Annotated in this window: 23 protein-coding genes; 12 read left to right on the top strand and 11 right to left on the bottom strand. The window is 69.2% G+C overall.

The window, feature by feature from the left end; translation table 11 throughout:
* Positions 1-248 precede the first annotated feature (248 nt).
* On the bottom strand, positions 249-2,015 hold the full coding sequence (gene dnaA / locus MKD38_RS14285) for a chromosomal replication initiator protein DnaA (protein ID WP_252677732.1): 1,767 nt from the start codon (positions 2,013-2,015) through the stop codon (positions 249-251).
* An 812-nt stretch (positions 2,016-2,827) separates the two neighbouring features.
* On the opposite strand from dnaA, the gene rpmH reads away from it, so the two are divergent.
* From rpmH to tam, 5 genes are all read left to right on the top strand, one after another.
* Entirely contained in the window at positions 2,828-2,962 is a 135-nt protein-coding gene (gene rpmH / locus MKD38_RS14280; protein ID WP_008650850.1) for a 50S ribosomal protein L34, read from the top strand.
* 61 nt (positions 2,963-3,023) lie between these two features.
* A complete protein-coding gene (gene rnpA / locus MKD38_RS14275) occupies positions 3,024-3,539 on the top strand; it encodes a ribonuclease P protein component (protein WP_256504871.1) in 516 nt (171 codons plus the stop codon).
* Between the two features lie 10 nt (positions 3,540-3,549).
* On the top strand, positions 3,550-3,831 hold the full coding sequence (yidD, locus tag MKD38_RS14270; protein ID WP_082818812.1) for a membrane protein insertion efficiency factor YidD: 282 nt from the start codon (positions 3,550-3,552) through the stop codon (positions 3,829-3,831).
* Positions 3,832-3,852: 21 nt separating this feature from the next.
* Positions 3,853-5,523, top strand: a complete 1,671-nt coding sequence (gene yidC / locus MKD38_RS14265) for a membrane protein insertase YidC (protein WP_252677728.1) — start codon at positions 3,853-3,855, stop codon at positions 5,521-5,523.
* A gap of 289 nt (positions 5,524-5,812) precedes the next feature.
* The gene (gene tam, locus MKD38_RS14260) at positions 5,813-6,583 is read left to right on the top strand and encodes a trans-aconitate 2-methyltransferase (protein ID WP_252677726.1); all 771 of its coding nucleotides are present in this window, start codon (positions 5,813-5,815) and stop codon (positions 6,581-6,583) included.
* 60 nt (positions 6,584-6,643) lie between these two features.
* On the opposite strand, the gene MKD38_RS14255 is transcribed toward tam, so the two are convergent.
* Complete coding sequence (locus MKD38_RS14255) at positions 6,644-7,081, bottom strand: PaaI family thioesterase (protein WP_252677724.1); 438 nt, start codon at positions 7,079-7,081, stop codon at positions 6,644-6,646.
* Positions 7,082-7,260: 179 nt separating this feature from the next.
* On the opposite strand from MKD38_RS14255, the gene MKD38_RS14250 reads away from it, so the two are divergent.
* From MKD38_RS14250 to MKD38_RS14225, 6 genes are all read left to right on the top strand, one after another.
* Positions 7,261-8,079, top strand: a complete 819-nt coding sequence (locus MKD38_RS14250) for a CHAD domain-containing protein (RefSeq protein ID WP_252677722.1) — start codon at positions 7,261-7,263, stop codon at positions 8,077-8,079.
* A gap of 81 nt (positions 8,080-8,160) precedes the next feature.
* Complete coding sequence (mnmE, locus tag MKD38_RS14245) at positions 8,161-9,588, top strand: tRNA uridine-5-carboxymethylaminomethyl(34) synthesis GTPase MnmE (RefSeq protein ID WP_252677721.1); 1,428 nt, start codon at positions 8,161-8,163, stop codon at positions 9,586-9,588.
* Positions 9,589-9,715: 127 nt separating this feature from the next.
* Complete coding sequence (locus MKD38_RS14240; RefSeq protein WP_252677720.1) at positions 9,716-10,960, top strand: glycosyltransferase; 1,245 nt, start codon at positions 9,716-9,718, stop codon at positions 10,958-10,960.
* Between the two features lie 50 nt (positions 10,961-11,010).
* Positions 11,011-11,592, top strand: coding sequence for an OB-fold putative lipoprotein (locus MKD38_RS14235; protein ID WP_252677719.1), 582 nt, complete (start codon positions 11,011-11,013; stop codon positions 11,590-11,592).
* A 32-nt stretch (positions 11,593-11,624) separates the two neighbouring features.
* A complete protein-coding gene (locus MKD38_RS14230) occupies positions 11,625-11,825 on the top strand; it encodes a hypothetical protein (protein ID WP_252677718.1) in 201 nt (66 codons plus the stop codon).
* A 154-nt stretch (positions 11,826-11,979) separates the two neighbouring features.
* Complete coding sequence (locus MKD38_RS14225) at positions 11,980-12,522, top strand: Sbal_3080 family lipoprotein (protein WP_252677717.1); 543 nt, start codon at positions 11,980-11,982, stop codon at positions 12,520-12,522.
* A gap of 101 nt (positions 12,523-12,623) precedes the next feature.
* Here MKD38_RS14225 and MKD38_RS14220 read toward each other — a convergent pair whose 3' ends face one another.
* The 3 genes from MKD38_RS14220 to MKD38_RS14210 all read right to left on the bottom strand — a co-directional run bounded on the left by MKD38_RS14220 (position 12,624) and on the right by MKD38_RS14210 (position 15,769).
* The gene (locus tag MKD38_RS14220; RefSeq protein ID WP_252677715.1) at positions 12,624-13,601 is read right to left on the bottom strand and encodes a M14 family metallopeptidase; all 978 of its coding nucleotides are present in this window, start codon (positions 13,599-13,601) and stop codon (positions 12,624-12,626) included.
* Between the two features lie 111 nt (positions 13,602-13,712).
* Positions 13,713-14,693: a Bug family tripartite tricarboxylate transporter substrate binding protein gene (locus MKD38_RS14215; protein WP_252677713.1), complete on the bottom strand. Its 981-nt coding sequence runs from the start codon at positions 14,691-14,693 to the stop codon at positions 13,713-13,715.
* A 119-nt stretch (positions 14,694-14,812) separates the two neighbouring features.
* Positions 14,813-15,769, bottom strand: a complete 957-nt coding sequence (locus MKD38_RS14210) for a LysR family transcriptional regulator (protein WP_252677711.1) — start codon at positions 15,767-15,769, stop codon at positions 14,813-14,815.
* Positions 15,770-15,871: 102 nt separating this feature from the next.
* Between MKD38_RS14210 and MKD38_RS14205 the strand changes: the two genes are divergently transcribed.
* A complete protein-coding gene (locus MKD38_RS14205; RefSeq protein ID WP_252677709.1) occupies positions 15,872-16,705 on the top strand; it encodes a MerR family transcriptional regulator in 834 nt (277 codons plus the stop codon).
* A 20-nt stretch (positions 16,706-16,725) separates the two neighbouring features.
* Here MKD38_RS14205 and MKD38_RS14200 read toward each other — a convergent pair whose 3' ends face one another.
* The 6 genes from MKD38_RS14200 to MKD38_RS14175 all read right to left on the bottom strand — a co-directional run bounded on the left by MKD38_RS14200 (position 16,726) and on the right by MKD38_RS14175 (position 22,624).
* Positions 16,726-16,890, bottom strand: a complete 165-nt coding sequence (locus tag MKD38_RS14200) for a rubredoxin (RefSeq protein WP_116345166.1) — start codon at positions 16,888-16,890, stop codon at positions 16,726-16,728.
* Positions 16,887-17,762, bottom strand: coding sequence for a metal-dependent hydrolase (locus MKD38_RS14195; protein ID WP_252677707.1), 876 nt, complete (start codon positions 17,760-17,762; stop codon positions 16,887-16,889). The genes MKD38_RS14200 and MKD38_RS14195 overlap by 4 nt, the downstream gene beginning before the upstream one ends.
* A 23-nt stretch (positions 17,763-17,785) precedes the next feature.
* Positions 17,786-18,745 (bottom strand): alpha/beta fold hydrolase, encoded by a 960-nt coding sequence (locus tag MKD38_RS14190; RefSeq protein ID WP_252677705.1) that lies wholly within the window; start codon positions 18,743-18,745, stop codon positions 17,786-17,788.
* On the bottom strand, positions 18,742-19,632 hold the full coding sequence (locus MKD38_RS14185; protein ID WP_252677702.1) for an SDR family NAD(P)-dependent oxidoreductase: 891 nt from the start codon (positions 19,630-19,632) through the stop codon (positions 18,742-18,744). The genes MKD38_RS14190 and MKD38_RS14185 overlap by 4 nt, the downstream gene beginning before the upstream one ends.
* A 61-nt stretch (positions 19,633-19,693) precedes the next feature.
* Positions 19,694-21,283 (bottom strand): flavin-containing monooxygenase, encoded by a 1,590-nt coding sequence (locus MKD38_RS14180; protein ID WP_252677700.1) that lies wholly within the window; start codon positions 21,281-21,283, stop codon positions 19,694-19,696.
* A gap of 258 nt (positions 21,284-21,541) precedes the next feature.
* Complete coding sequence (locus MKD38_RS14175; RefSeq protein ID WP_252677699.1) at positions 21,542-22,624, bottom strand: AraC family transcriptional regulator; 1,083 nt, start codon at positions 22,622-22,624, stop codon at positions 21,542-21,544.
* Positions 22,625-22,708 lie beyond the last annotated feature (84 nt).

Here is a 22,708-nt window from a genome sequence, read left to right as displayed (position 1 = left end):
GCGGGACCGGCCGGCGGGCCAGCTGTGCCCAAAAAGCCACGCTGGCGCCAACCGTTCTTGCCATCCCGTCCCGACTCACCGCAAAGCCTTATCAGTGGCCACTTTCCGGACACTTGCCCCGGCGACGCTGACGTTAATTCCCCAGGCGCCACGGGATGTCCGTGGCGCGCACCCTACAGTATGCCAGCCCGGCGGGGCTGGCCCTTCAAAACGCCGTCCCGGGAGCCGCCCCGGGTACCAGCCGGCGATCAGCCCTTGAGCGTCTGCTCCAGCACGTGCAGCTCATGGTTGAGCTGCGCATCCTTGCTGCGTTCGTCGGCAATCTTGCGCACGGCGTGCAGCACGGTGGTGTGGTCGCGGCCGCCGAAGAGTTCGCCGATCTCCGGCAGGCTCTTCTGCGTCAGCTCCTTGGCCAGGTACATCGCGATCTGGCGCGGCCGTGCAATATTGGCAGGCCGCTTTTTCGAATACATGTCAGCGACCTTGATGTTGTAGAAATCCGCGCAGGTCTTCTGGATGTTCTCGACCGAGATCTGGCGGTTCTGCACGGTCAGCAGGTCCTTCAGCGCCTCGCGCGTCACCTCGATGGTGATGTCCTTGCCGTGGAAGTTGCTGAACGCCAGGATCTTGCGCAGCGCGCCTTCAAGCTCGCGCACGTTGGAGCGCAGGTGCTTGGCAACGAAGAAGGCGACCTCTTCCGGAACGTTGACGTTCTCGGCGGCGGCCTTCTTCATCAGGATCGCCACGCGCATTTCAAGCTCGGGCGGCTCGATCGCCACGGTCAGGCCGGAATCGAAGCGCGAGATCAGGCGGTCGTCGATGCCGGTGATTTCCTTGGGGTAGGTATCGCTGGTGATGATCACCTGCGCCCGGTTGGCGATCAGGGCCTCGAAGGCATAGAAGAACTCTTCCTGCGTGCGGTTCTTGCCAGAGAAGAACTGGATATCGTCGATCAGCAGCAGGTCCAGCGAGTGGTAGTAGCGCTTGAACTCGTCGAAGGCCTTGCGCTGGTACGCCTTGACCACGTCGGACACGTACTGCTCGGCGTGGATGTAGCGGATGCGCGCGCGCGGGTTCTCCATCAGCATGTGGTTGCCGATGGAGTGGATCAGGTGGGTCTTGCCCAGGCCCACGCCGCCGTACAGGTACAGCGGGTTGTAGGACTTGCCCGGGTTGTTGGCGACCTGGATCGCCGCGGCCCTTGCCAACTGGTTGGCCTTGCCGGTGACGAAGTTGTCGAAGGTCAGGATCGGGTTCAGGCGCGAGCGCTCGTGGACCGTGTCGCTGGGCTGGTGGCCGGGCATCTGCGCGGCGTTGCCCATCGCGGCATGCGGATGCTGGCCCTGCTGCGGCGCGCGGTAGGAGCGGGCGCTGGCTTCGGCGGGATCCATCTGGACCACGTCGATCTCGCCCAGGTCGGCGTTGTGCTGCGGGTGGTGCTGGCCGGGATGCTGGCCCATGCCCTGGCCACGCGCGCCGGCCGGAACCGGGGCGGCAGACGGCATGCCGGCGTGGTTGCCTGTCGGGTGGCCATATGGCGGCTGTCCCAGGCCATACGCGGCCGCGCTCGGGTAATCGCCATAGCCGGGCTGCGCCGGCTGGCCAGGCATGGCAAACGGGGCCTGGCCGCCCATCGGCTGGCCGGGCTGGGCGCCGGGATAGCCGCCCATGCCCGTACCCGGTGCTGCGTGATGTTCCATGCGGTCCATGCCGCCCGCGCCCATGCCGGGCTGGGCCGGCTGCATGTAGGCAGCGGCGCGGCCCGACGCGGCGGGATCGAGCACGAACTGGACACTGACCTGCGCTTCCCAGTATTCGCAGGCGAGGGCGGTGATGCGCCCCGAAAACTGACTCTTGACCCAGTCGAGCTTGAAACGGTTGGGCGCAGCAATCCGCAGCGCATGCGTTTCTTCATCGAACGCAACGGGCGCCAGCGGCTTGATCCACGTTTTGAACTGTTGCGGCGTCAGCTCGCGCTCGAGTTGCGCGGCTGCCGCCTGCCAGAAATCTTGCATTGTTTGTTGTTGGCTAATCGCACCCGGCGCCGCCTTGCCAGCGGCACCGGGTACGCCACGGGCGGCGTATGCGCCGCGTAGTCCGGGCCGCCTCGGCTGTATTGGGAATCCATTTCCCACGGTCGAGGCCACCGCGGCATGCCATGCCGCCGCCAGCGAGCTTTCCGGCTCGCCGCACTGGCGTGCGTAAGTCATGCGTTATCGCGGTGGGGGGCCCGGGTTGCGCCTGCGCCACGCAGCCCGTGTTGTGTTTGGACCCGGATTGTACCCCCGCCCCTGAGTTATCCACAAAGGATAAGTCTGTGGACAACTTGTGCAAATGCAGTGGATTGATGTGCACAACCCCTGCTGTGGCGCGGGTTTCCGGGGTGCGGAAAACGGCAAAAATTCAGGCAAAACAGGGACTTCGCCTGTGGATGGATGCAATAGAGGTGCCCCTCGGGTCACACGCAGTTACCCACTGGTCGTTGTGGACAATGGGCCACCACGGGGCACATGGCGGTGTGGCAATTGTGCCGGTGCACACAGGCCTGCGCCTTGACATCGCCGCTGAAACTGGGTTAAATGCCGGGTTCTGCGATGCGGCAGGGGATCACGTATGCGCATCGCCGGGTCTGGCCTGTTCGTGCCGTCCGCGCCCACAGGCCACGCCTGCATCGCGCCGCCGGCCGGCAGCAAGACAGAACCAGAATCGTCGGCAACACCGCGGCAGTTCCTTGCCAGCGGCAGCCCCATGCGAACCATACGCGGCGGCCACGGCTCCCCGGCACCGGCCGAAGTCAGGCGCGCCCAGATCAACCAGAGAGTGCAACATGAAACGTACCTACCAACCTTCCGTTACCCGCCGCAAGCGCACCCACGGTTTCCGTGTCCGCATGAAGACCCGCGGCGGCCGTGCCGTCATCAACGCACGCCGCGCCAAGGGCCGCAAGCGCCTGGCCATCTAAGGGCCGGGCGACCGGTCCGGACCGCGGCAACGCGGTCCAGGCCAACCGCCTCGCTGTCCGGATGGCCGGTAGCTTGCCGCAGGGTGCAGTGTTCCCGCTAGCTTTGCCAGGCGTGTCTACCTTTGCCTTTCCCAAAGCCGCGAGGCTGACAAAGACGGATGAGTTTTCATCCGTTTTTGCTTTGCGGCCCCGGCGGCGCAGCACCCACTTCGTGCTCTATGTACGCGCCAATGACCGGCCGGAAGGCCGCCTGGGCGTGGTGGTGGGCAAGAAGTTTGCGCCACGCGCCGCCGAGCGCAACCTGGTGAAGCGCATGGCGCGCGAGCTGTTCCGCCAGCGCCGCGAACACCTGGCCGGGCGCGACGTGCTGCTGCGCCTGCAAGCGAAGTTTCCGCGCGCGGAATTTGCGACGCGCGCGGCGGTCCGAAGGGCATGCGCGGCGGAAATCGCCAGCCTGCTCGAGGTAGCGGCCAGGCCACTGCCGCCACCCGCGCCGCCTGCCTCGCCCCCGGCGCCGCCCACCGCGGCACCACCGGCGAGCCCCTCGCAAAGCCAGCCACCAGGCCAGCCAGCCTGACCGCCCCGCCATGAAGCGAATCCTGCTAGCCCTGCTGCGCGTCTACAAGATCGCCCTCAGCCCTTACCTGGGCTCGCAGTGCCGCTTCCTGCCGACCTGTTCCGACTACGCCCGCGACGCCATCGTCCATCATGGCGCCGCGCGCGGCAGCTGGATGGCCGCCTGCCGGCTGTGCCGCTGCCATCCTTTCGCGCAAGGCGGGTATGATCCCGTGCCGGGCACGGAAGCTGACACGCCGGTCCATGCCGCCACAGGCCGTGCGCCCGTGGCAATCCGTCTGCCCAGACCCTGATTTTTCCGACCACAGCCAGACATGGATATCAAACGCACCATCCTCTGGGTCATCTTCTCGATGTCCCTCGTGCTGCTCTACGACAACTGGCAACGCGCCAACGGCCATGCGTCGATGTTCTTCCCGAGCGCGACGCAGCAGCAGGCCGCTTCGGCGCCGGCCGCCAGCGGCGCTGCCGCGCAGGGCGACGTGCCCAAGGCCAACGTCCAGCCCGGTGCAGCCGCACCGGCCGCTGGCGCCGCGCCGCAAGCCGCGGCCCAGCCCACCGGCGAGAAGATCGTGGTGACCACCGACACGGTGCGCGCCGAGATCGACACCGCCGGCGGCATCGTGTCGCGCCTGGAGCTGCTCAAGGAGCATGAGAAGGACGGCAAGCCGGTGGTGCTGTTCGAGCGCGACAACGTGCGCACCTACATGGCGCGCTCGGGCCTGATCGGCGGCGACCTGCCCAACCACACCACGCTGTTCACCGCGGCCCCGGGTCCGCGCACGCTGGACGGCGCCGACCAGCTGCAGGTGGTGCTGACCGCCGAGAAGAACGGCGTGAAGCTGGTCAAGACCTACACCTTCCGCAAGGGCAGCTACGTGGTCGACAGCAAGTTCGACGTGACCAACGCGGGCACCGCGCCGGTCTCGCCGACGCTGTACCTGGAACTGGCGCGCGACGGCAGCAAGGTCGAGCAATCGCAGTTCTACAGCACCTTCACCGGTCCGGCGGTCTACACGGACGCCGACAAGTACCACAAGATCGACTTCGAAGACATCGCCAAGGGCAAGGCCACCGTGCCGGCCGCCGCCAACAACGGCTGGGTGGCGATGGTGCAGCACTACTTTGCCTCGGCGTGGATTCCGCAGACCGGCAAGGAGCACAGCTTCTACGTGCAGCAGATCGATCCGAACCTGTACCGCGTGGGCATCCAGCAGCCGCTGGGCGAACTGGCCCCGGGTGCGAGCGTGAGCACCGATGCGCGCCTGTTCGCCGGCCCGCAGGAAGAGCACATGCTCGAGAAGATCGCCCCGGGCCTGGAGCTGGTGAAGGACTACGGCTGGCTGACCATCCTGGCCAAGCCGCTGTTCTGGCTGCTGGAGAAGCTGCATGGCTTCCTGGGCAACTGGGGCTGGTCGATCATCGCGCTGACGGTGCTGATCAAGCTGGTGTTCTTCCCGCTGTCGGCGGCAAGCTACAAGTCCATGGGCAAGATGAAGGACCTGCAGCCGCGCATGACGTCGATCCGCGAGCGCTACAAGAACGACCCGCAGAAGATGAACCAGGAGATGATGGGCCTGTACCGCACCGAGAAGGTCAACCCGCTCGGCGGCTGCCTGCCGATCGTGATCCAGATCCCGGTGTTCATCGCGCTGTACTGGGTGCTGCTGTCGTCGGTGGAAATGCGCGGCGCGCCGTGGCTGGGCTGGATCAAGGACCTGTCGGTGCCGGATCCGTTCTACATCCTGCCGATCGTGATGGCCGTGTCGATGTTCGTGCAGACCAAGCTGAACCCGACCCCGCCGGATCCGGTGCAGGCCAAGGTGATGACGATCATGCCGCTGGTGTTCTCGGTGATGTTCTTCTTCTTCCCGGCCGGCCTGGTGCTGTACTGGGTGGTGAACAACATCCTGTCGATCGCGCAGCAGTGGCAGATCAACCGGATGCTGGGCAAGGGCAAGGCCGCGGTGGTGGCCAAGAGCTAAAGCCTGTTGCAAGAAGCGGTGATGGAAAGCCCGGCAGAGATTGCCGGGCTTTTTGTTTTTGCTGAGGCTGAGGGCTTGTGCAATCTCGACGGTTTGCTCCCCTCTCCCGCGAGCGGGAGAGGGGCAGGGGGAGAGGGCAGGCGCTGGCATACCGACGCGCTTCACTTCGTGGACACTCCGGCCCTCTCCCCCACCCCTCTCCCGCAAGCGGGCGAGGGGAGCCTTGTTCCGGCGGCGTTGGCTGCGGCAGGCGTATCCTACTGGCCTGCCTCAACGTCAGGAGACCCCCATGAGCTGGTCCGCCCACCAATACGTCGCCTTCGAAGACGAACGCACCCGCCCGGTCCGTGACCTGGTGGCTGCCATTCCCAACGAGATCGCGCGCAGCGCGGTGGATATCGGCTGCGGCCCCGGCAATTCCACCGAGGTGCTGCTGGCGCGCTATGCCGGTGCCTCGGTGACCGGGCTGGACAGCTCGCCGGACATGATCGACGCCGCGCGCAAGCGCCTGCCCGACGTGCAGTTCCGCGTGGCCGACATCGGCGCCTGGGACGAGGCCGGCCCGTACGACGTGATCCTGGCCAACGCCGTGCTGCAGTGGCTGCCCGATCATGCCCGCTTGTTTCCCGAACTCGTCTCCAAGCTTTCCGAGGGCGGCACGCTTGCCGTGCAGATGCCGGACAACCTGGAAGAGCCCGCGCACCAGCTGATGCGCCGGGTGGCGGCGGAAGGGCCGTGGGCCGAAAAGCTGGCCGGCGCCAGCAAGGCCCGCGCCGAACGCGCGCCGGCGCGCTGGTACTACGAGCTGCTGCGCCCGCTATGCCAGCGCGTGGACGTGTGGCTGACCACCTATCACCATCCGCTCGCCGGCGGCGCGGCCGCGGTGGTGGAGTGGTTCAAGGGCAGCGGCCTGCGCCCGTTCCTGCAGCCGCTGGACGAGGCCGAGCGCGCCGCCTACCTGGCGCGCTACCAGACCGAGATCGCCAATGCGTACCCGGCGCTGCCGGACGGCTCGGTGCTGCTGCCGTTCCCGCGCCTGTTTATCGTCGCGACGCGCTAACAGGCGTTACGCGGGACGATCATGGATGGCTTCCTTGGTCGAGGTGGGAGCGAGAGGATCTCAGGCCAGGTCCAGCACGCTCATGGTGGCGTTGAGCCGGCTGACCAGCACGGATTCGCCGTGGACATCGGCAAACACGTCGGCCTCGACCACGATGATGGAACGGCCGGACTTGAGCACGTCGGCGCGGCAATGCAGCCGTTCGCTGCGCACGGCACGCAGCAGGTTGATCTTGAATTCGGCGGTGACCACGTGCTGGCCGGCTTGCAGGATGGTCGAGGCCGCCGCGCCGGCGGTGTGGTCGGCCATGGTGGCCTGCACGCCCGCGTGGACGATGCCGCCGTGCTGCAGGTGGCGCGCCGTGATTGCCAGCGTGGACTCGCACCAGCCGTGACCACACTCCGCCAGCGCGATGCCGACGTCGTTGACGAAGGCGGCCTGGCGGAAGCCGGCCTCGATGGTGTCGCGCAGCAGCAGCCGTTCCTGTTCGGTGGTCATGGCGGTTCCTCGTGGGTCGGGGCACTGGTCCCGGCGGATCTGCGCATTCCAGCGTGAAGGGCGCGGCCTGTCAACCGACCGAAAGCGGCGCTGGCGCCGCATGCCGCCCTCGCGCGTGCTGTCGCCTACACTGAAGGCATCTGCGTCCCGCGTGCGCGCCTGACCGCATGCAGTCCGCCATGAACGCCGACGCCCCTTCTCCCAAACTGCGCCGCAAGGCGCGGCCCGCTGCTGCCTTTGCCGCCCTCGCGCAAGCCGGCCTGGCGCGCATCGACGCGTGCCTGGAGCAACTGCAGCACCGCGACGACCCGGAAGACCTGCACCAGTTGCGCATCGCCCTGCGCCATGCGCGCGCGGTGGTCTGGGCCATGGGCCCGGCCCTGCCGCGGCAGGAGCGCGACCGCTGGAAGCGCGACCTGCGCACGCTGGCGCGCGCCACCAGCGCGGCTCGCGACTGGGACGTGTTCCTGGCCGAGACCGTCGGCCCGGCCCGCGAACAGGAGCCGGACGACACGGTACTGGCCGCCATTGCCGACACCGCCCGGCAGCGCCGCAACGCCGCGCGCGAAGCGATGCTGGCGGCGCTGGCTACCTACCGCGACTGGCCGCTGCCGGCGCTGCATCGCGATCTGGCGCACCTGGCGCATCTTGCCGGCCGCGCCCGCAATGACCGCGCCCGCCTCGCGTCGTTTGCACGCCAGCGCGTGCGCCGTGGCCGCAAGCAGCTGCGGGCGCTGGCCAGGAACGCGCGCGATGGCGATCCCGTCGCGGTACACGCGCAGCGCATCGCCGGCAAGCGCCTGCGCTACGTGATCGAGGCGCTGGCGCCGGTGCTGCCGGCGCGCTATACCAGGCGCCTGCATCGCAAGCTGGTCAAGCGGCAGGCCCGGCTGGGGCGACTGGTCGACGGCATCGTCGCGCGCCGCCTGCTGGCCGAGTGCCTGGAGCTGCAGGCGATGCCGGACGATATGCCGCCGCCACTGCCCGGCACCAGCTGACCACTCCGCCTGCCATGGCGGCCCCGCCCACCAGGTGCCACGCGAACCGCACCCGCGCACCCGATCTGCGACAATACCGCCATGACTGCTCCCCAGCTTCCCATTGCCGCCATCGCCACCGCGCCCGGGCGCGGCGGCATCGGCGTGGTGCGCGTGTCCGGTCCCGATGTCGGCCCCGTGATGCGCGCCGTCTGCGGCCAGGCACTGAAGCCGCGCCACGCCACCTACCTGCCGTTTCTCGATGGCAACGGCAAGGTCATCGACCACGGGCTGGCACTGTATTTCCCGGCCCCCAACTCCTATACCGGCGAGGAAGTGCTGGAGCTGCAGGGCCACGGCGGCCCCGTGGTGATGCAGATGCTGCTCACGCGCTGCCTGCAGGCCGGCGACGGCATCGGCCTGCGCCTGGCCGAGCCCGGCGAGTTCACGCGCCGCGCCTTCCTCAACGACAAGCTCGACCTGGCCCAGGCCGAGGCCGTGGCCGACCTGATCGAAGCCAGCACCGAGGCCGCGGCGCGCTCGGCCGCGCGCTCGATGGAGGGCGAGTTCTCCAACGCCATCCGCCAGCTGGTGGACAAGGTCATCCACCTGCGCATGCTGGTGGAGGCCACGCTGGATTTCCCCGAGGAAGAGATCGATTTCCTGGAGCAGTCCGACGCGCGCGGCCAGCTTGCCACCATCCGCGATGAACTTGGCGCGGTGCTGGCGCAGGCGCGCCAGGGCGCGCTGCTGCGCGAGGGGCTGTCGGTGGTGCTGGCGGGCCAGCCCAACGTGGGCAAGTCGTCGCTGCTGAACGCGCTGGCCGGCGCGGAACTGGCCATCGTCACGCCGATTGCCGGCACCACGCGCGACCGCGTGCGCGAGACCATCCAGATCGACGGCATCCCGCTGCATATCATCGACACCGCGGGTCTGCGCGAGGACGCCCACGACGAAGTCGAGCGCATCGGCATCGAACGCACCTGGGATGCCATCCGCCGTGCCGACATCGTGCTGCACCTGGTCGACGCCACCGACTACCTGCGCCACGGCCTGTCCGAGATCGACGACGCCATCGACGACAAGCTCAGCGGCCAGCTGCCGCCGGGCGCGCCGATCGTGCGCGTGGTCAACAAGATCGACAAGGCCCCCGCGGTGGGCGAGATGATGTTCGGCGGCAACCGCCCGCACGTGGTCGCCGCCAACGGCCCCAACCCAACCGAGATCTGGATCTCGGCCCGCACCGGCGCCGGCATCGAACTGCTGCGCCGCGAGCTGCTGCGGCTGGTGGGCTGGCAATCCGGCAACGAAGGCACCTTCCTCGCGCGCGAACGGCACCTGACCGCGCTGCGGCAGGCGCAATCGCACCTGGACGTGGCCGCCGAACAAAGCCAGCGCCAGGCCCAGGCGCTGGACCTGTTCGCGGAAGAGCTGCGGCTGTCGCAGGAGCACCTGAACAGCATTACCGGCGAGTTCACCAGCGATGACCTGCTGGGGACGATTTTTACGCGGTTTTGTATTGGGAAGTAGGGCGGGGGGTCCAGATGTTCGAAAAGGCCAAGATCGCCTGTACCCAATCCGAGCATGAGGTTCCTGACCATTTCGGTGACATGACCAACATGGTCCAGATTGGGTCGCCTAAGCCATCGCTACCTCCATGCGCCTGACCCTCATCACCTTCGGCACCCAGGGCGACTGCCGCCCCATCGTCGCCTTGGCCCTGGGCCTGCGTGAAGCCGGCCACGACGTACTGATGCTGGGCGAACGCTCGGCCGCGCCGCTGGCCGCGGAGCATGGCATCGCGTTCGAGCCCATGGCCGGCGATATCCAGCAGACCCTGGCGCCCGGCGGCGCGCTGCACAAGCTGATGACCGAGGGCGGCAACGTGGCCGAGGCCACGCGCGCGTTCGGGCGCATTGCCGAGGACAACACCGAGGCGTGGATGGCGCAGCTGGCGCAGGCGGCGCGCGATGCGGATGCGATCGTGTTCTCGGGGCTGACGGCGTATGTGGCGCTGTCGGTGGGCGAGCAGCTTGGCAAGCCGGTGATCGCGGCGGGGATGTTCCCGATCTCGCCGACGCGGGCGTTTCCGTCGGCGCTGCTGCCGCCGCTCAGGATGCCGGGGTGGGCCAACCGCGCCAGCCATCACCTGATCAACTTCGTGCTGTGGCGGATGTTCCGCAATGCGACCAATGCGGCGCGGTCCCGGCTGTTCGGCGTGCCGGCGCGCAAGGCGATGTGGCCGGCGTTTCCGACGCTGTATGCGATGTCGCCGCACCTGGTGCCGCGTCCGGCTGACTGGCATGGCGACTGGCTGGTAACCGGGGCCTGGGCCCTGCCGCCGCAGCCGGACTGGCAGCCGGACGCACCGCTGCGCGACTTCATGGCCGCGGGCGAGGCGCCGCTCTATATCGGTTTCGGCAGCATGGCGGGCTTTGATCGGCACAAGGTGGTGTCGGCGCTGGTGCAGGCGGTCGACGGGCGGCGCGCGCTGTTCTATCCGGGTTGGAGCGGCATCGACGTGGGCGCGCTGCCGGCCAATTTCCATGTGGTGGGCGCGACCCCGCACGACTGGCTGCTGCCGCGCGTGGCCGCGGCCATCCACCACGGCGGTGCGGGCACCACGCATGCGGCGGCGGCGGCGGGCGTGCCGTCGATCGTGTTGCCGTTTGCGGGCGACCAGTTCTTCTGGGCGGGACGGCTGGCGGCGCTGGGCGTGGCGCCGCGGCATGTCGCCGGGCACAAGATCGATGCGCCGCGGCTGTCGGCGATGATCGCCTTCACCGAGCAGGCGGCCACGCGCGAACGCGCCGCCACGCTGGGCCGCGCGGTGGCGGCGGAGCGCAGCGTCGACCATGCGGTGGCGGCGATTGCGCGCTTTTGCGGCAGGCAGGGCGCATAATTCGCCCTTCGGCTTCCGCCATCCGCTTTCACTGACGCAGGACCTTCCCGATGTTGAACCGCACCCAGCAAATCCTCATTGCCATCGTCGCCGTGGCCGTCCTTGGCATGTTGTGGTTTGCCGGCAATGACCGCCGCGACGATGTTGGCGGCGCGGCGCCCGAGGCGCAGTCCGATGCGCAGGCCGCGGCCAGCGCGGTGCCGGCGAGCGAGGTGCGCGGCGTGCCGCGCAACGGCACGCTGGACCCGGTCAGCATCGACCCGCAACGCCCCGCCGACCGCCTGCCGCAGCTGCAGGCCGATGCGCTGCTGGCTGCCTACCGCAACAATCCCGGCCAGGCGGACCGCGACTACCTGAACCAGTACCTGATCGTCGAAGGCGTCGCCAGCGGCATCCGCCGCGACGGCGAGCAGGTCTTTGTCGATATCCGCACCAACGACCCGGGCGCGAATGTGCGCGCGCTGCTGCTGCCGCGCCAGATCTGCGGCCCGGCCGGGCGCGAGTGCGAAGTGGAAGCCCGCGCCACCATGGTGCGGCGCGGGCAGAAGGTGGCGGTGGAGTGCAACGGCGCGGGTCTGGCCGACGGCATGCCGCTGCTGCGCGACTGCCTGCTGCGCGGCGGCGCCAACTGATCGCACCCGCGACGATTCCGGAGTTACCCGCCATGCAATCCGTGCTGTCCGTCCTTGCCATCCTGATCATGGTGGCGACCCTCGTCGGCGTGATCTCGCCCGCCTGGCTCAGCCAGACGCTGTTCGGCGGCAAACCCGTGACACGGGTGCAGGTGGCGGTCATCGGCGTGTGCCTGGCCGCGCTCTGCCTGGTGCTGGTGGGCCGGCTGGCGCAAGGCGGCGCGGGCGGCTGAGGCGTCCTCCGCAACGCCACCCGCATCGCCAGAAGCGGCCGTTTTGCGCTTCTGTTTGCCCGATTGGATCGGCCTGCCGGCGCCTACAGTGTGAAGGTATGCGGTGGCCAATGCGCCTTGCCATGGCGCGCCGCCCAGCCATCCAGGACCTTCCATGAACCATGCACTGCTGGCGGCCTGCGCGGGCCTGCTGCTGACCGCCTGCTCGACCTACCAGGCCGTGACGCCGGTCGACCGCCTTGACCCCACCGATCCCGTGGTGGCGTTCCAGCTACCGGCCGGCGGCGGTCCGCTGGGCAACTACGGCGCCCACGGCACGCTGCTGTGCGTGGTGGTGAACCCGGTCAGCGGCAATGACTTTGTCGAGGATTTCCTGTCGTCGCTGCGGCGGCGCAATTTCGAGGTGAAGGTGCTGCAAGCGCAAACCTCGATCGCATCGTGCCCGATGGTGGCGCTGTACACCGCGCGCGGCGCCTGGTACTGGAACACCTACCTGAACAACGCCGACATCACCGTGTTTCTCAATGGCGACCGGGTCGGCAAGGCGATCTACAACGCCAACCGCAGCGCGGGCGGGCTGAACCTGAGCAACTTCGTGCAGCCGTCGTCCAAGCTCGATGAGCTGGTCGAGCAGCTGTTCCCCGGCATGCTGCCGCCTCCGCCGCCGGCGGACACGGTGGTCGCGCCGGCCGCCTAGCCCTTCTGCTTACCCCACCTGCAGTCAACCGGAGGGCCGCGCCATGAGCCTGTGCGCAGCATCCTGCCGGGCGCAGCCGCGCCCGGCCCAGCGTACCCGGGTCAGCGCTCCAGCCGGCCCAGGCGCACCACGGTCACGCCCGGGCGCAACTGGCGCAGCGACGGCATCACCAGCACGCAATCCGGATAAGGCGTCACCACCGGCGCGCCGTCGCGCCAGCCGATTACGGTCCCGGCCTCGGTAAAGGTCTCGAGCCCGGTGTAGGGGCCGGCAAAGCGGAAGTCCATGCTGGCGGCCACCACCGGCTCGGTCACGCGCACCACGCGCTGCGCGGCGGGCAGCGGCTGCAGCCAGCCGGTGGGCAGGTCGCTTGCATCGACGATGCCGGCATGCAGCAGGAAGCGCGCGGTGCTGTCCTGCGCCACCGTCACGGCGGCGGGCTCCCAGTGCTGGCCGCATTCGATCAGCAGCGCATTGCGCGGGCTGGCGGCATCGCCAAAGCCATCGTAGTCGCGCATGCGGCGGCCTTCGGGGTGGCCTTCGTCGACGATCACATCCGCCGGCGCACCGAGCGCGCGCGACAGGGCGATGCCTTTTTCCAGCGGACCGGAGACGATCAGCGGCCGGCTTTTCTCATGCATCGAATGCAGGTCCAGCAGCAGGTCGACGGTATCGATCACCGGCCGCATCGCGCGTGCGCGGCGCAGTTCCGAGGAATCCAGGCTGGCGTCATCGAGCACCTTGGCGGTCCACACCCGGTTGAAGTCCTGGTCGACGAAGCGCGAGGCATCCGGGCTGGCGGGATTGAAGCGGTGGTACGCATCGACGTTGGCAAAGGCCAGCGTCAGGCGCCCGCGGCGCGGGCGCAGGCCGTGGTCCAGCAGCGCCTTGACGGCGATGGCGCCGCAGACTTCGTTGCCATGGGTCAGCGCGTTGACCATCACGTGCGGGCCGGGCTGGCCGCTGTCGAAGCTGTAGAGGTAGGGGATGCCGGTGTTGCCGGCGGCGTAGGGACGGATGTCGGGGAAGGCGACGTCGACGGGGTAGGCTTCGACGGGTGCGGTGGGCTGGTGGGTCATGGAGTCGGTGCGTTCAGGGTGCCTGGCGGGTCGGTGCCTGCCAAGTCGTTGTGATAGGGACAGGGAGTTTGCGGGGCCGCCGCGGCATGGCAGGCGCCGGCCCTCTCCCCCTTACTGCTGGATCCCCGCCGTCTGCACGATGGTGCGATAGCGCCCGGTCTCGCGCTTGATAAAGCTGCCGAACTGCGCCGGATTGGCGGGCGCCACTTCCACGCCGGCCTCGGCCAGCTTCTTCTTGACGTCCGGCATCGCCAGCACGGCCTGCATCTCGGTGTTCAGGCGCTCGACCACCGGCTTGGGCAAGCTGGCCGGGCCCATCAGGCCGAACCACACGCCCATGTCCACGCCCTTGAGCGCCGGCGTCTCGGCCAGCGCGGGCACGTTCGGCGCCACCGGCGAGCGCTTGGCGCCAGTCACGCCGTAGGCTTGCACGCGGTTGGCCTGGATATGCGGCAGCGCCGACGACAGCACCATCACCGCCAGGTCGATCTGTCCGCCGAGCAGGTCGGTCGCCATGGCGGAGGCGCCCTTGTACGGCACATGCGTGATCTCGACCCGACCCTGCTGCTTGATCAGCTCGCCCGCCAGGTTCAGCGGCGTGCCGACGCCGGACGAGGCATACGACAGCTTGCCCGGCTGGGCCTTGGCCAGCGCGATCAGCTCGGCCGCGTTCTTCGCCGGCAGGCCCGGCTTGCCGACCAGCACCATCGGCTGGGTGCCGACGAAGGTCACCGGCGCCAGGTCCTTCTCGCCGTCATAGCGCACCGCCGGGTTGGTCAGGCGGGCGATCGACACTTCACTGCCCGAGCCCATCAGCAGCGTGTAGCCATCGGCTTCTGCCTTGACCACCTTGGACGCGCCGATGGTGCCGCCGGCGCCGCCCAGGTTTTCGATCACCACGCTCTGGCCCAGGCGCTTGCCCAGTTCCGGAGCGATGGTGCGGGCCACCAGGTCGACGCTGCCGCCGGCGGTGTAGCCCACCACCAGCGTGATCGGCTTGGTGGGCCAGGTGGCGGCGGCGGCGCTGGAAGCGGCGCCGGCGCAGGCGGCAAGGCAGAGTGCGGCAGCGGCCGCGCGCAGGGTGGTCTTCATGGTATTGGCTCGGTGTCCCGGAATCATGGTTGTGGACCGATGTTAGAAGCGCGGCACCGGCGCGGCGTGCGGCTTTGGCAACCACGGTTGCCGATTTGGCAATGACGACGGAAGGCGCTTTAGCGCGGCGCCTGCACCGCGGCCTGCCAGAAGGCCTCGGCCAGCGGCCGCATCGGCGCGCGCGGGCGGTACAGGCGGATGTCGAGCGCCAGGTCGCCGCCATCATCCTCGCGCGGGGCCGCGATGGCGCGCACCAGCCGGCCGTCGCGCAGGTCGTCGGCAATCAGCCGCGCCGGCAGCCAGGCCAGGCCCATGCGCTGGCGCACCATCTCGTGCACCGACTCGGCAAAGTCGCTGACCGCGATCACGTCGAGGCGCGGCGCCAGCTTGCGGCGCGCGATCTCCTGGTTGACCATGCGCCCCAGCGTCAGGGTCTCGGCGTAGGCGATCATCGGCACCGGCCGGGCCGCGGTCTTGCCGGCGGGCTTGCCTGTCCCGAGCCGGTGCAGCGGCGCGCCGCGCGCGTCGGCGGCGCTGACGCACACCAGCCGCTCCACGCCGGCCAGGTGGAACTGGTAGCGCGCGTCGTCGAGCATCACCGGCAAGTCAGGCGGGCTGTAGCACAGCAGGAAATCGGCATCGCCCTCGGCGAACATCGCCAGCGCGTCGTGCATCGGGAAGGTCGACAGGCGGGTGCGGAAGCCGGCCGCCGCGGGGTCCTGGCGCAGCGCCTCGCGCAGGCTCGCGAGCCAGGCCGGCACCATCGAGCGCGCCAGCGTCTTGCCGGTGGCGATGGTCACGGTGCTGGCGTCGGCGCGATGCGCGGCGCGCAGCGCCAGGCGGGTGTCGTCGAGCGTGCGCAGCGCGCTCTGCGCCGCTTCCAGGAACTGGCGCCCCTCGGCGGTCAGGCGCACCGGGAAGGCGCTGCGGTCGATCAGCGGGGCGCCGGCCCAGACCTCCAGCGCCTGCATGCGCCGGCCAAAGGCGGGCGGGGTCACGTTGCGCAACTCGGCGGCGCGCGCGAGGCTGCCGGCCTGGGCCAGGCAGACGAAGTCTTCGAGCCAGCGGATATGCATGGGAAACGGGCGCTCGGGAGGTGGGGATAGGGGCAATGCCTTCATTATCGGCAAAACCCGCCGCCACTTTGCCTGCCGCGTTCCTCGGTTAGAATTTTTCGCATGACACTGACCCGGCGCCGCCAACCCTCGTCTTCGCCCCGCCAGGGGTCCGCCGCATCCGGACCGGCGCCCGCCCCGGAATACACCATCGACGAACTGGCGCGCGTGGCCGGCACCACGGTGCGCAACGTGCGCTCGTACCAGGACCGCGGCCTGATCGATCCGCCGCAGCGGCGCGGGCGCGTGGGCATCTACACCCAGGCGCACCTTGGGCGGCTCAAGCTGATCCACCACCTGCTGGCGCGCGGCTACACGCTGGCCAATATCACCGAGCTGCTCAAGGCCATCGTCGAAGGGCACGACCTGCGCTCGATCCTGGGGCTGGAAACCGCCATCAGCAGCCCGTGGACCAACGAGACCCCGCGCCACTACTCCTACCTGGCGCTGGCGCGGCTGTTCGGCCGCGCGATCTCGCGCCCGGCGCTGGCCAAGGCGATCTCATTGGGGCTGCTGGAACCGGACGGACCGGGCTACCTGGCGCGCAGCCCGCGCGCGCTGGCCGCGGGCGCCGAAATCGCGCACGCGGGCTTTGCGCTGGAAGACGTGCTGGAGATCATCGCGCAGTCGCGCGGGCATTTCCAGGCGGTGTCGGACCAGATCGTCGCCACCGTGGTGCGCGAGCTGGACCGCTTTGGCGAGGGCAAGCTGCCGCCGCCGCAGGACGTGCCGCGGCTGGTCGACATCCTGTGGCGCATCCGCCCGCTGGCGCTGGTGATGGCGGAGACAGAGATGATGCGGGCGCTGGAGATCTCGGCCAACAAGTATCTGGGGGACCGGGTGGCGGCGATCATCGAGCATCTGCACGATGAGGAGGGCGGGGGCGCCAAACCGTAGCCCTCATCCACCCGTGCCGCCTATACCGCGACCATGTCGAAATCCGCTTTCGCCATGCCGCAGTCCGGGCAGCGCCATTCCGGCGGGACCGCGCCCCACGGTGTGCCGGGCGCGATGCCGTGCTCGGGCATGCCAAGCGCTTCCTCATAGACGAATCCACAGATACGGCACTGCCAGATGGTCATGCCGTCCCCCGCAGCGAGGGTGCGCGGGTGGAGACGCCGGCGGCGCGCGCGGTGTCTTCGATCTCCCGCACCAGCGGATCGATGCGGGCCAGCTCGGCGCGGTTGTCGTCGTCCCACGGATGGAAGCCGGGGCGGAAGTAGCTGAGCCACTCCGGGATCATGCGCGGCAGCGCGCCGGGAGATGTCCACAGGAAGCGCAGCGCGCTGCCAAACCCGCTCAGCTTGTTGCGGCAGCCCTTGTCGCCCATCACCAGCGCAATATGGAACACGAACACCATGGCCCAGAACGTCACCGTGGTGGTCAGCATGGTGAAGGTGCGCACGAAGTAGCGGTACGGCCCGGGCTTCATCACCGTGTTCCAGACGTCGTAGGCCACCGCCTTGTGCTCGGTTTCCTCCAGCGCGTGCCAGGTCCACACCTGCCGGTAGCCAGCCTGCGAGCTGGCGCCGAGATGACGCGGGTCCTTCAGCACGCCGCCGGCCAGCATCGCGGTGTAGTGCTCCAGCGCGATGGTATGCGCCAGCTGCCATGACTTGGGCAGGATCCTGCGCAGCAGGTCCAGCAGCCACCACACCGCGCGATCCAGCACCGCGGCGGGCAGGCCGGCGTCTTCCATCAGGCGGTTGTAGAGGATGTGCTCGCGCGTGTGCATCGCCTCCTGGCCAATAAAGCCGGCGATGGCGCGGCTCAGCTCGGGGTCCTGCACCTGGTCGCGGTAGTTGCGCACGCTGTCCATGAAGAAGCGCTCGCCGGCCGGGAAGAAGATCGACAGCGTGTTGAGGAAATGGGTGACGTGGCGGCCCCGCTCGTGCCAGTCGCTGATGCGCTCCGGCGGCAGGTGGGGATGCACGTCGCGGCGGACTGGCATCATGGCGGTCTCCTTGGATGGCAAGCTCATTGCGCTAAAAAGGGCAGCAGGTCTGCGGCCACGCGTTGCGGGTCTTCTTCCATCGGCACGTGGCCCAGCCCCGCGTAGCGGCGCAGCTGCGCCCCGGGGATGCGCTCGGCGAAGGCCTGCGCGTGCGCGGGCGGGATCCAGCGGTCGCGCTCGCCCCACAGCACCAGCGTGGGCGCGCGCACGCTGCCCAGCAGGTGGGTGTCGAGCTGGGCGAAGTCGAGCTTCGGCACCATCTTGCCGACGGCCTCGCGGCTGCCTTCGGCATAGAAGAAGTCCACGTAGCGGCGGAAGGTGGCTTCGGGCACGCGCGCGGCATCGCCGTAGACGTCGCGCGTGGCGGCGCGGATGATGCACTCGGGCAGCAGCCACGGCGTCGACCAGCGCACCGGCGCATGGCGGAACAGGTCGATATAGATCGGCAGCTTCATCGGGAAGCCCGCGGCATCGATCAGCACCAGCTTGTCGACCGCCCCCGGCCGGCGCACCGCGAGGTCCCACGCGATCAGCCCGCCCAATGAGTTGCCGATGACGCTGGCGCGGCGCACCTGAAGCGCCGCCAGGAAGGCATCGATGAAGTCGCGGTAGCGCTGCACGTCCATGGTCTCGATGCGCCCGCGCCCGTCGCGCAGCGGCCCGGTCAGCCCGAACGGAGCCAGGTCCAGCCGCAGCACGCGATAGTGTTGCGCCAGCGCCGGCACGATGCCCTGCCACGTATGCAGCGACGCGCCGAAGCCGTGGATCAGCACCACGGTCTCGCCGTCGGCGGGGCCTTCGTCGGTGTAGTGCACCATCGCGTCGAGCACGCGCACCCAGCGCGAGGCCGGCAGCGCATGGCGCTGCGCCAGCGTCGCGCGCGACAGGCTGAACAAACCCACGCGTCCCTGCCCGAACCAGCGCGTCAGCGTTCCCGGCGGCGCCAGCAGCGCCGCGTCGGCTTCCATTGCAAGGCGGTTCACGGGCGCTCTCCCTGGCCCACCGAAGCGGGCGCCACCACGTTGCCGAGATCGCGCTTGCGGCGCGTCTCGCGCACCACCAGCGCCTGGTAGGCGGCGGGCAGCAGCCGCGCCATGGCGTCGGCGGCGTAGGCGTCCGGCCCGATCAGCACGCGCCGGCGGTTGCGCCGCACGCCCTCCAGGATCACGCGCGCGGCCTTGTCGGGCGAGGTGATGAAGAATTTCTCGAACTCGTCCTTGCCGTGCTGCGCGTCGCGCACCAGGAAACCGTTGACGCTGGCCGAGACCCGGCTGGCCTGCGCGATATTGGTCTTGATGCCGCCGGGGTGCACGGTGGTGGCCGACACGCCGCAGTCCATCAGGTCCAGTTCCTGCCGCAGCGATTCGGTGAAGCCGCGCACCGCGTACTTGCTGGCGTTGTAGGCGCCCATGCCGGGCTGGGCGAAGATGCCGAAGATGCTCGAGGTGTTGACCACATGGCCGTCGCCGCTGGCCTTCAGGTACGGCAGGAAGGCCTTGGTGCCGTACACCACGCCCCAGAAGTTGATGCCGATGATCCATTCCAGGTCGTCGTAGTTCATGCCCTCGACCGTGCTCGACAGCGCCACGCCGGCGTTGTTGAAGATCAGGTTGACGCGGCCGTGCGCGTCGGCGGCGGCCGCGGCCCAGGCGTAGACCGCGGCGCGGTCGGCCACGTCGACGGTGTGCTGCGTGACGCGGGCGTGCGGGGCCGCCGCCATGGCCTGCGCCGCGGTTTGCGCCAGTCCGGCCTCGTTACGGTCCGACAGCGCCAATTGGCAGCCCTCGCGCGCCAGCACCAGTGCCAGCGCGCGGCCGATGCCCGAGCCGGCGCCGGTGATCGCGGCAACCTTGTTGCGGAAGTCCTTCATGTCCGGTCTCCTTCCGGTGTGTGTCGTTGTCCTTGGATGTAAGCGGGGAAAGGCGCGTGCGTCATGCGCCGGCGGCGCTGGCGAGGTCCGCTTGCCGCGCGGCCTCGTCCGGCACGGCGCGGCGAACCGGGTACAGGTCGTAGTCGGTCATGCGGAAGCTGGCGGTGGCACGGCGGAACTGCCAGGTGAAGCCAGGCCACAGCGTGGTGTTGCGGCCGCTGCGCGGGTCGATGTACCAGCTGGCGCAGCCGCCGGCGGACCAGATCGCATGGCCCAGGCGCGCCTGCAGCCGTTGGTTGAAGCGACGCTGCACCGGCTCGCGCACGTCCACCGCCTGCACGCCGTCGCGGCGCATCTGCCGCAGCGCGTCGGCGATATAGGCCACCTGCGACTCGATCATGAACACCATCGAGCTATGGCCCAGGCCGGTGTTGGGGCCGACCACGAAGAACAGGTTGGGAAAGCCCGCGACCGTGGTGCCGAGGTAGGCCTGCGCGCCGTCGCGCCACGCATCGACCAGGTCGACGCCGCCGATGCCGGCGATCACGCCGCGCGGCAGCGGGTCGGTGGCATGGAAGCCGGTGCCGAGGATGATGCAGTCCGCCGGCCGGCGCGTGCCGTCGCGCAGCACCACCGCGTCGCGCTCTACGCGGGCGATGCCGGTGGTGACCACGTCGACGTTGTCGCGCGTCAGCGCCGGGTAGTAGTCGTTGGAGATCAGCACGCGCTTGCAGCCGATGGTGTAGTCCGGCGTCAGCGTTGCGCGCAGCGCCGGGTCGCGCACCTGCCGCGCCAGGTGGCGGCGCGCGACACGCTCGACCACCTTCATGATCTTCGGATGCAGCACGAAGCCCAGCACGCGCGACTCCAGCATCCAGTAGATGCCGGTGCGCACCAGCGTCTGCGTGAACGGCAGCCGGCGGAACAGCCAGCGCTCGGCGGCGCTGACCTCGCGGTCGGGCTTGGGCATGATCCACGGCGGGGTGCGCTGGTACAGGTCCAGCTGCGCCACCTGCGGCGCGATCTGCGGCACAAACTGGATCGCGCTGGCGCCGGTGCCGATCACCGCCACGCGCTTGCCGCCCAGCGCATAGGCGTGGTTCCAGTGCTGCGAGTGGAAGCATTCGCCCTCGAACGTGTCCAGCCCGGGGATGTCGGGATAGGACGGCCGGCTCAGCCCGCCCATGCCCGACACCAGCACGCGCGCCCGCACCACCTTGCCGTCGGCCATCCGCAGCCGCCACAGCTGCGCGGACTCGTCCCAGGCGGCGTGGCGCAGCTCATGGTGCAGCCGCAGGTGCTGATGCAGGCCGAAGCGGTCGGTGCAGTCCTCCAGGTAGGCGCGGATTTCCGGCTGGGTCGAGAACATGCGCGACCAGTCCGGGTTGGGCGCGAAGGAAAAGGAATACAGGTGCGACTGCACATCGCAGGCGCAGCCGGGGTAATGGTTGTCGCGCCAGGTGCCGCCGACCGAGCCGGCTTTCTCGAACACCAGGAAATCGCGCTCGCCGCGCTCGCGCAACCGGATCGCCATGCCCAGGCCGGCAAAGCCGCTGCCGATGATGGCGATGTCGGTGTGCTCGGAGGCAGGGGGTGCCTGTTGTGGCCACTGCTGTGACAACGCCGGCGGCAACTCTGCGGGTGCATTCATGCGCGCTCCTCACCTTTACGACAGTGTTTATTGTGACATTTATGGATGTCATCGTAGGAAGCGCGGCCGGGGTGGTCAATGCCGTGAATCGAAGGATGGTTCTAATTTTTGCGGTGTGCCAGAGGCGCCTGGAGCACATCAAACGACGCCATAAGGCGGCATCGCCCTTTGCACCGGGACATGGCTGCGTGCGTTTGAAACCGCAGGATTTTTTCGGGGCTTCGCCGATGACGTAGGCGTCGCCGCAACAAAGGGGCGCTAGGGGGCCCGGCCCTTGCGGCGCCAGCCATGCGGCGTTTCACCGGTCCAGCGCTTGAACGCGTGGGTGAAGGCGCTCTGTTCGGAATAGCCGAGCCGCATCGCGCATTGCGCCAGGCTCAGGCCGGGTTCGGCCAGGTATTGTTGGGCCAGCGCCTGCCGCACGTTATCCACAAGCTGTGAATAACTGATGCCCTGCGCCTGCAGCCGCCGCTGCAGCGTGCGCACCGGCAGGCCCAGGTGCGCGGCGACGTCGGCGATCGGCACCTCGCCCTGCGGCAGCCGCGCGCGGATGCAGGCACGCGCCTGCGCCAGCGCGTCGGCACCGGCGGGCACGATCTGCTGCAACTGCGAGTCGGCGATGCGCGTCATCTGCGCCTGCATGCCGGCATCGGCCTGCAGCGACGGCAGGTCGAGCAGGGCGCGTTCGATATGCATGGCATGGCGCGCGGCATTGAAGACCACGGGACAGCCGAACACCTCGGCATGCAAACGGGTATCGGCCGGCGCGGCGTGCGGGAATTCGACCTGCGTCGCCACATGCTGGCTGCCGATCAGCCAGCGCGCGAACACCACCCAGGTGGCCATATGCAGCTCATGCGCATGGCGCGACAGCGGACCATGCCGCGCTTGCCACGTCATGCACGCGGACTGCGGTGTTTCGATCAGGCGGGTGCCGCCGATGTCGTTGGCCAGCACTTCATAGCGGATGCCTTGCAGGATGGCGTCGCGCACGGTAGGCGTGGTCAGCACGACGTAGCCCATCTCGGCATAGTGGCGCGGCGCGAACGCGGCGCCGGCGCGCAGGCCGACATCGGCATCGCCGGTGGCTTGCGCCAGCCAGTCCAGCAGCGCGAGATAGGCCGCGCCGGCAATGCGCGTGGCGGTCTGCGCCTGCGCGCCCGCGTCCAGCACCTCCGGCGGCACGCCGACGGCGCGCAGCTGTTCGGCCGCGGCGATGCCCAGGCGCTCGCCGTGGTCGAGCACGGCGCGCAGGTAGGCGAGCGAGACGGTACCGGATGCGGTGCCGGTCTCCGTATCACCGGCACCGGCACCGCCATCGGGCGGAGTGGCGCGTGGCATCAAATCACCTGTCATGCGGGATCAAGACCGGGCACCGATCTTTATCCAAACTCCGGCTAGCGTCAATGCGGGCCTGCCCGCCCG

Source organism: Cupriavidus sp. WGlv3 (assembly GCF_023952475.1).
In the GTDB taxonomy this organism is placed as follows: Bacteria; Pseudomonadota; Gammaproteobacteria; order Burkholderiales; family Burkholderiaceae; genus Cupriavidus; species Cupriavidus phytorum.
Note: the sequence above shows the minus strand (reverse complement) of the source record. Positions and strands in the feature narration are given on the sequence as shown.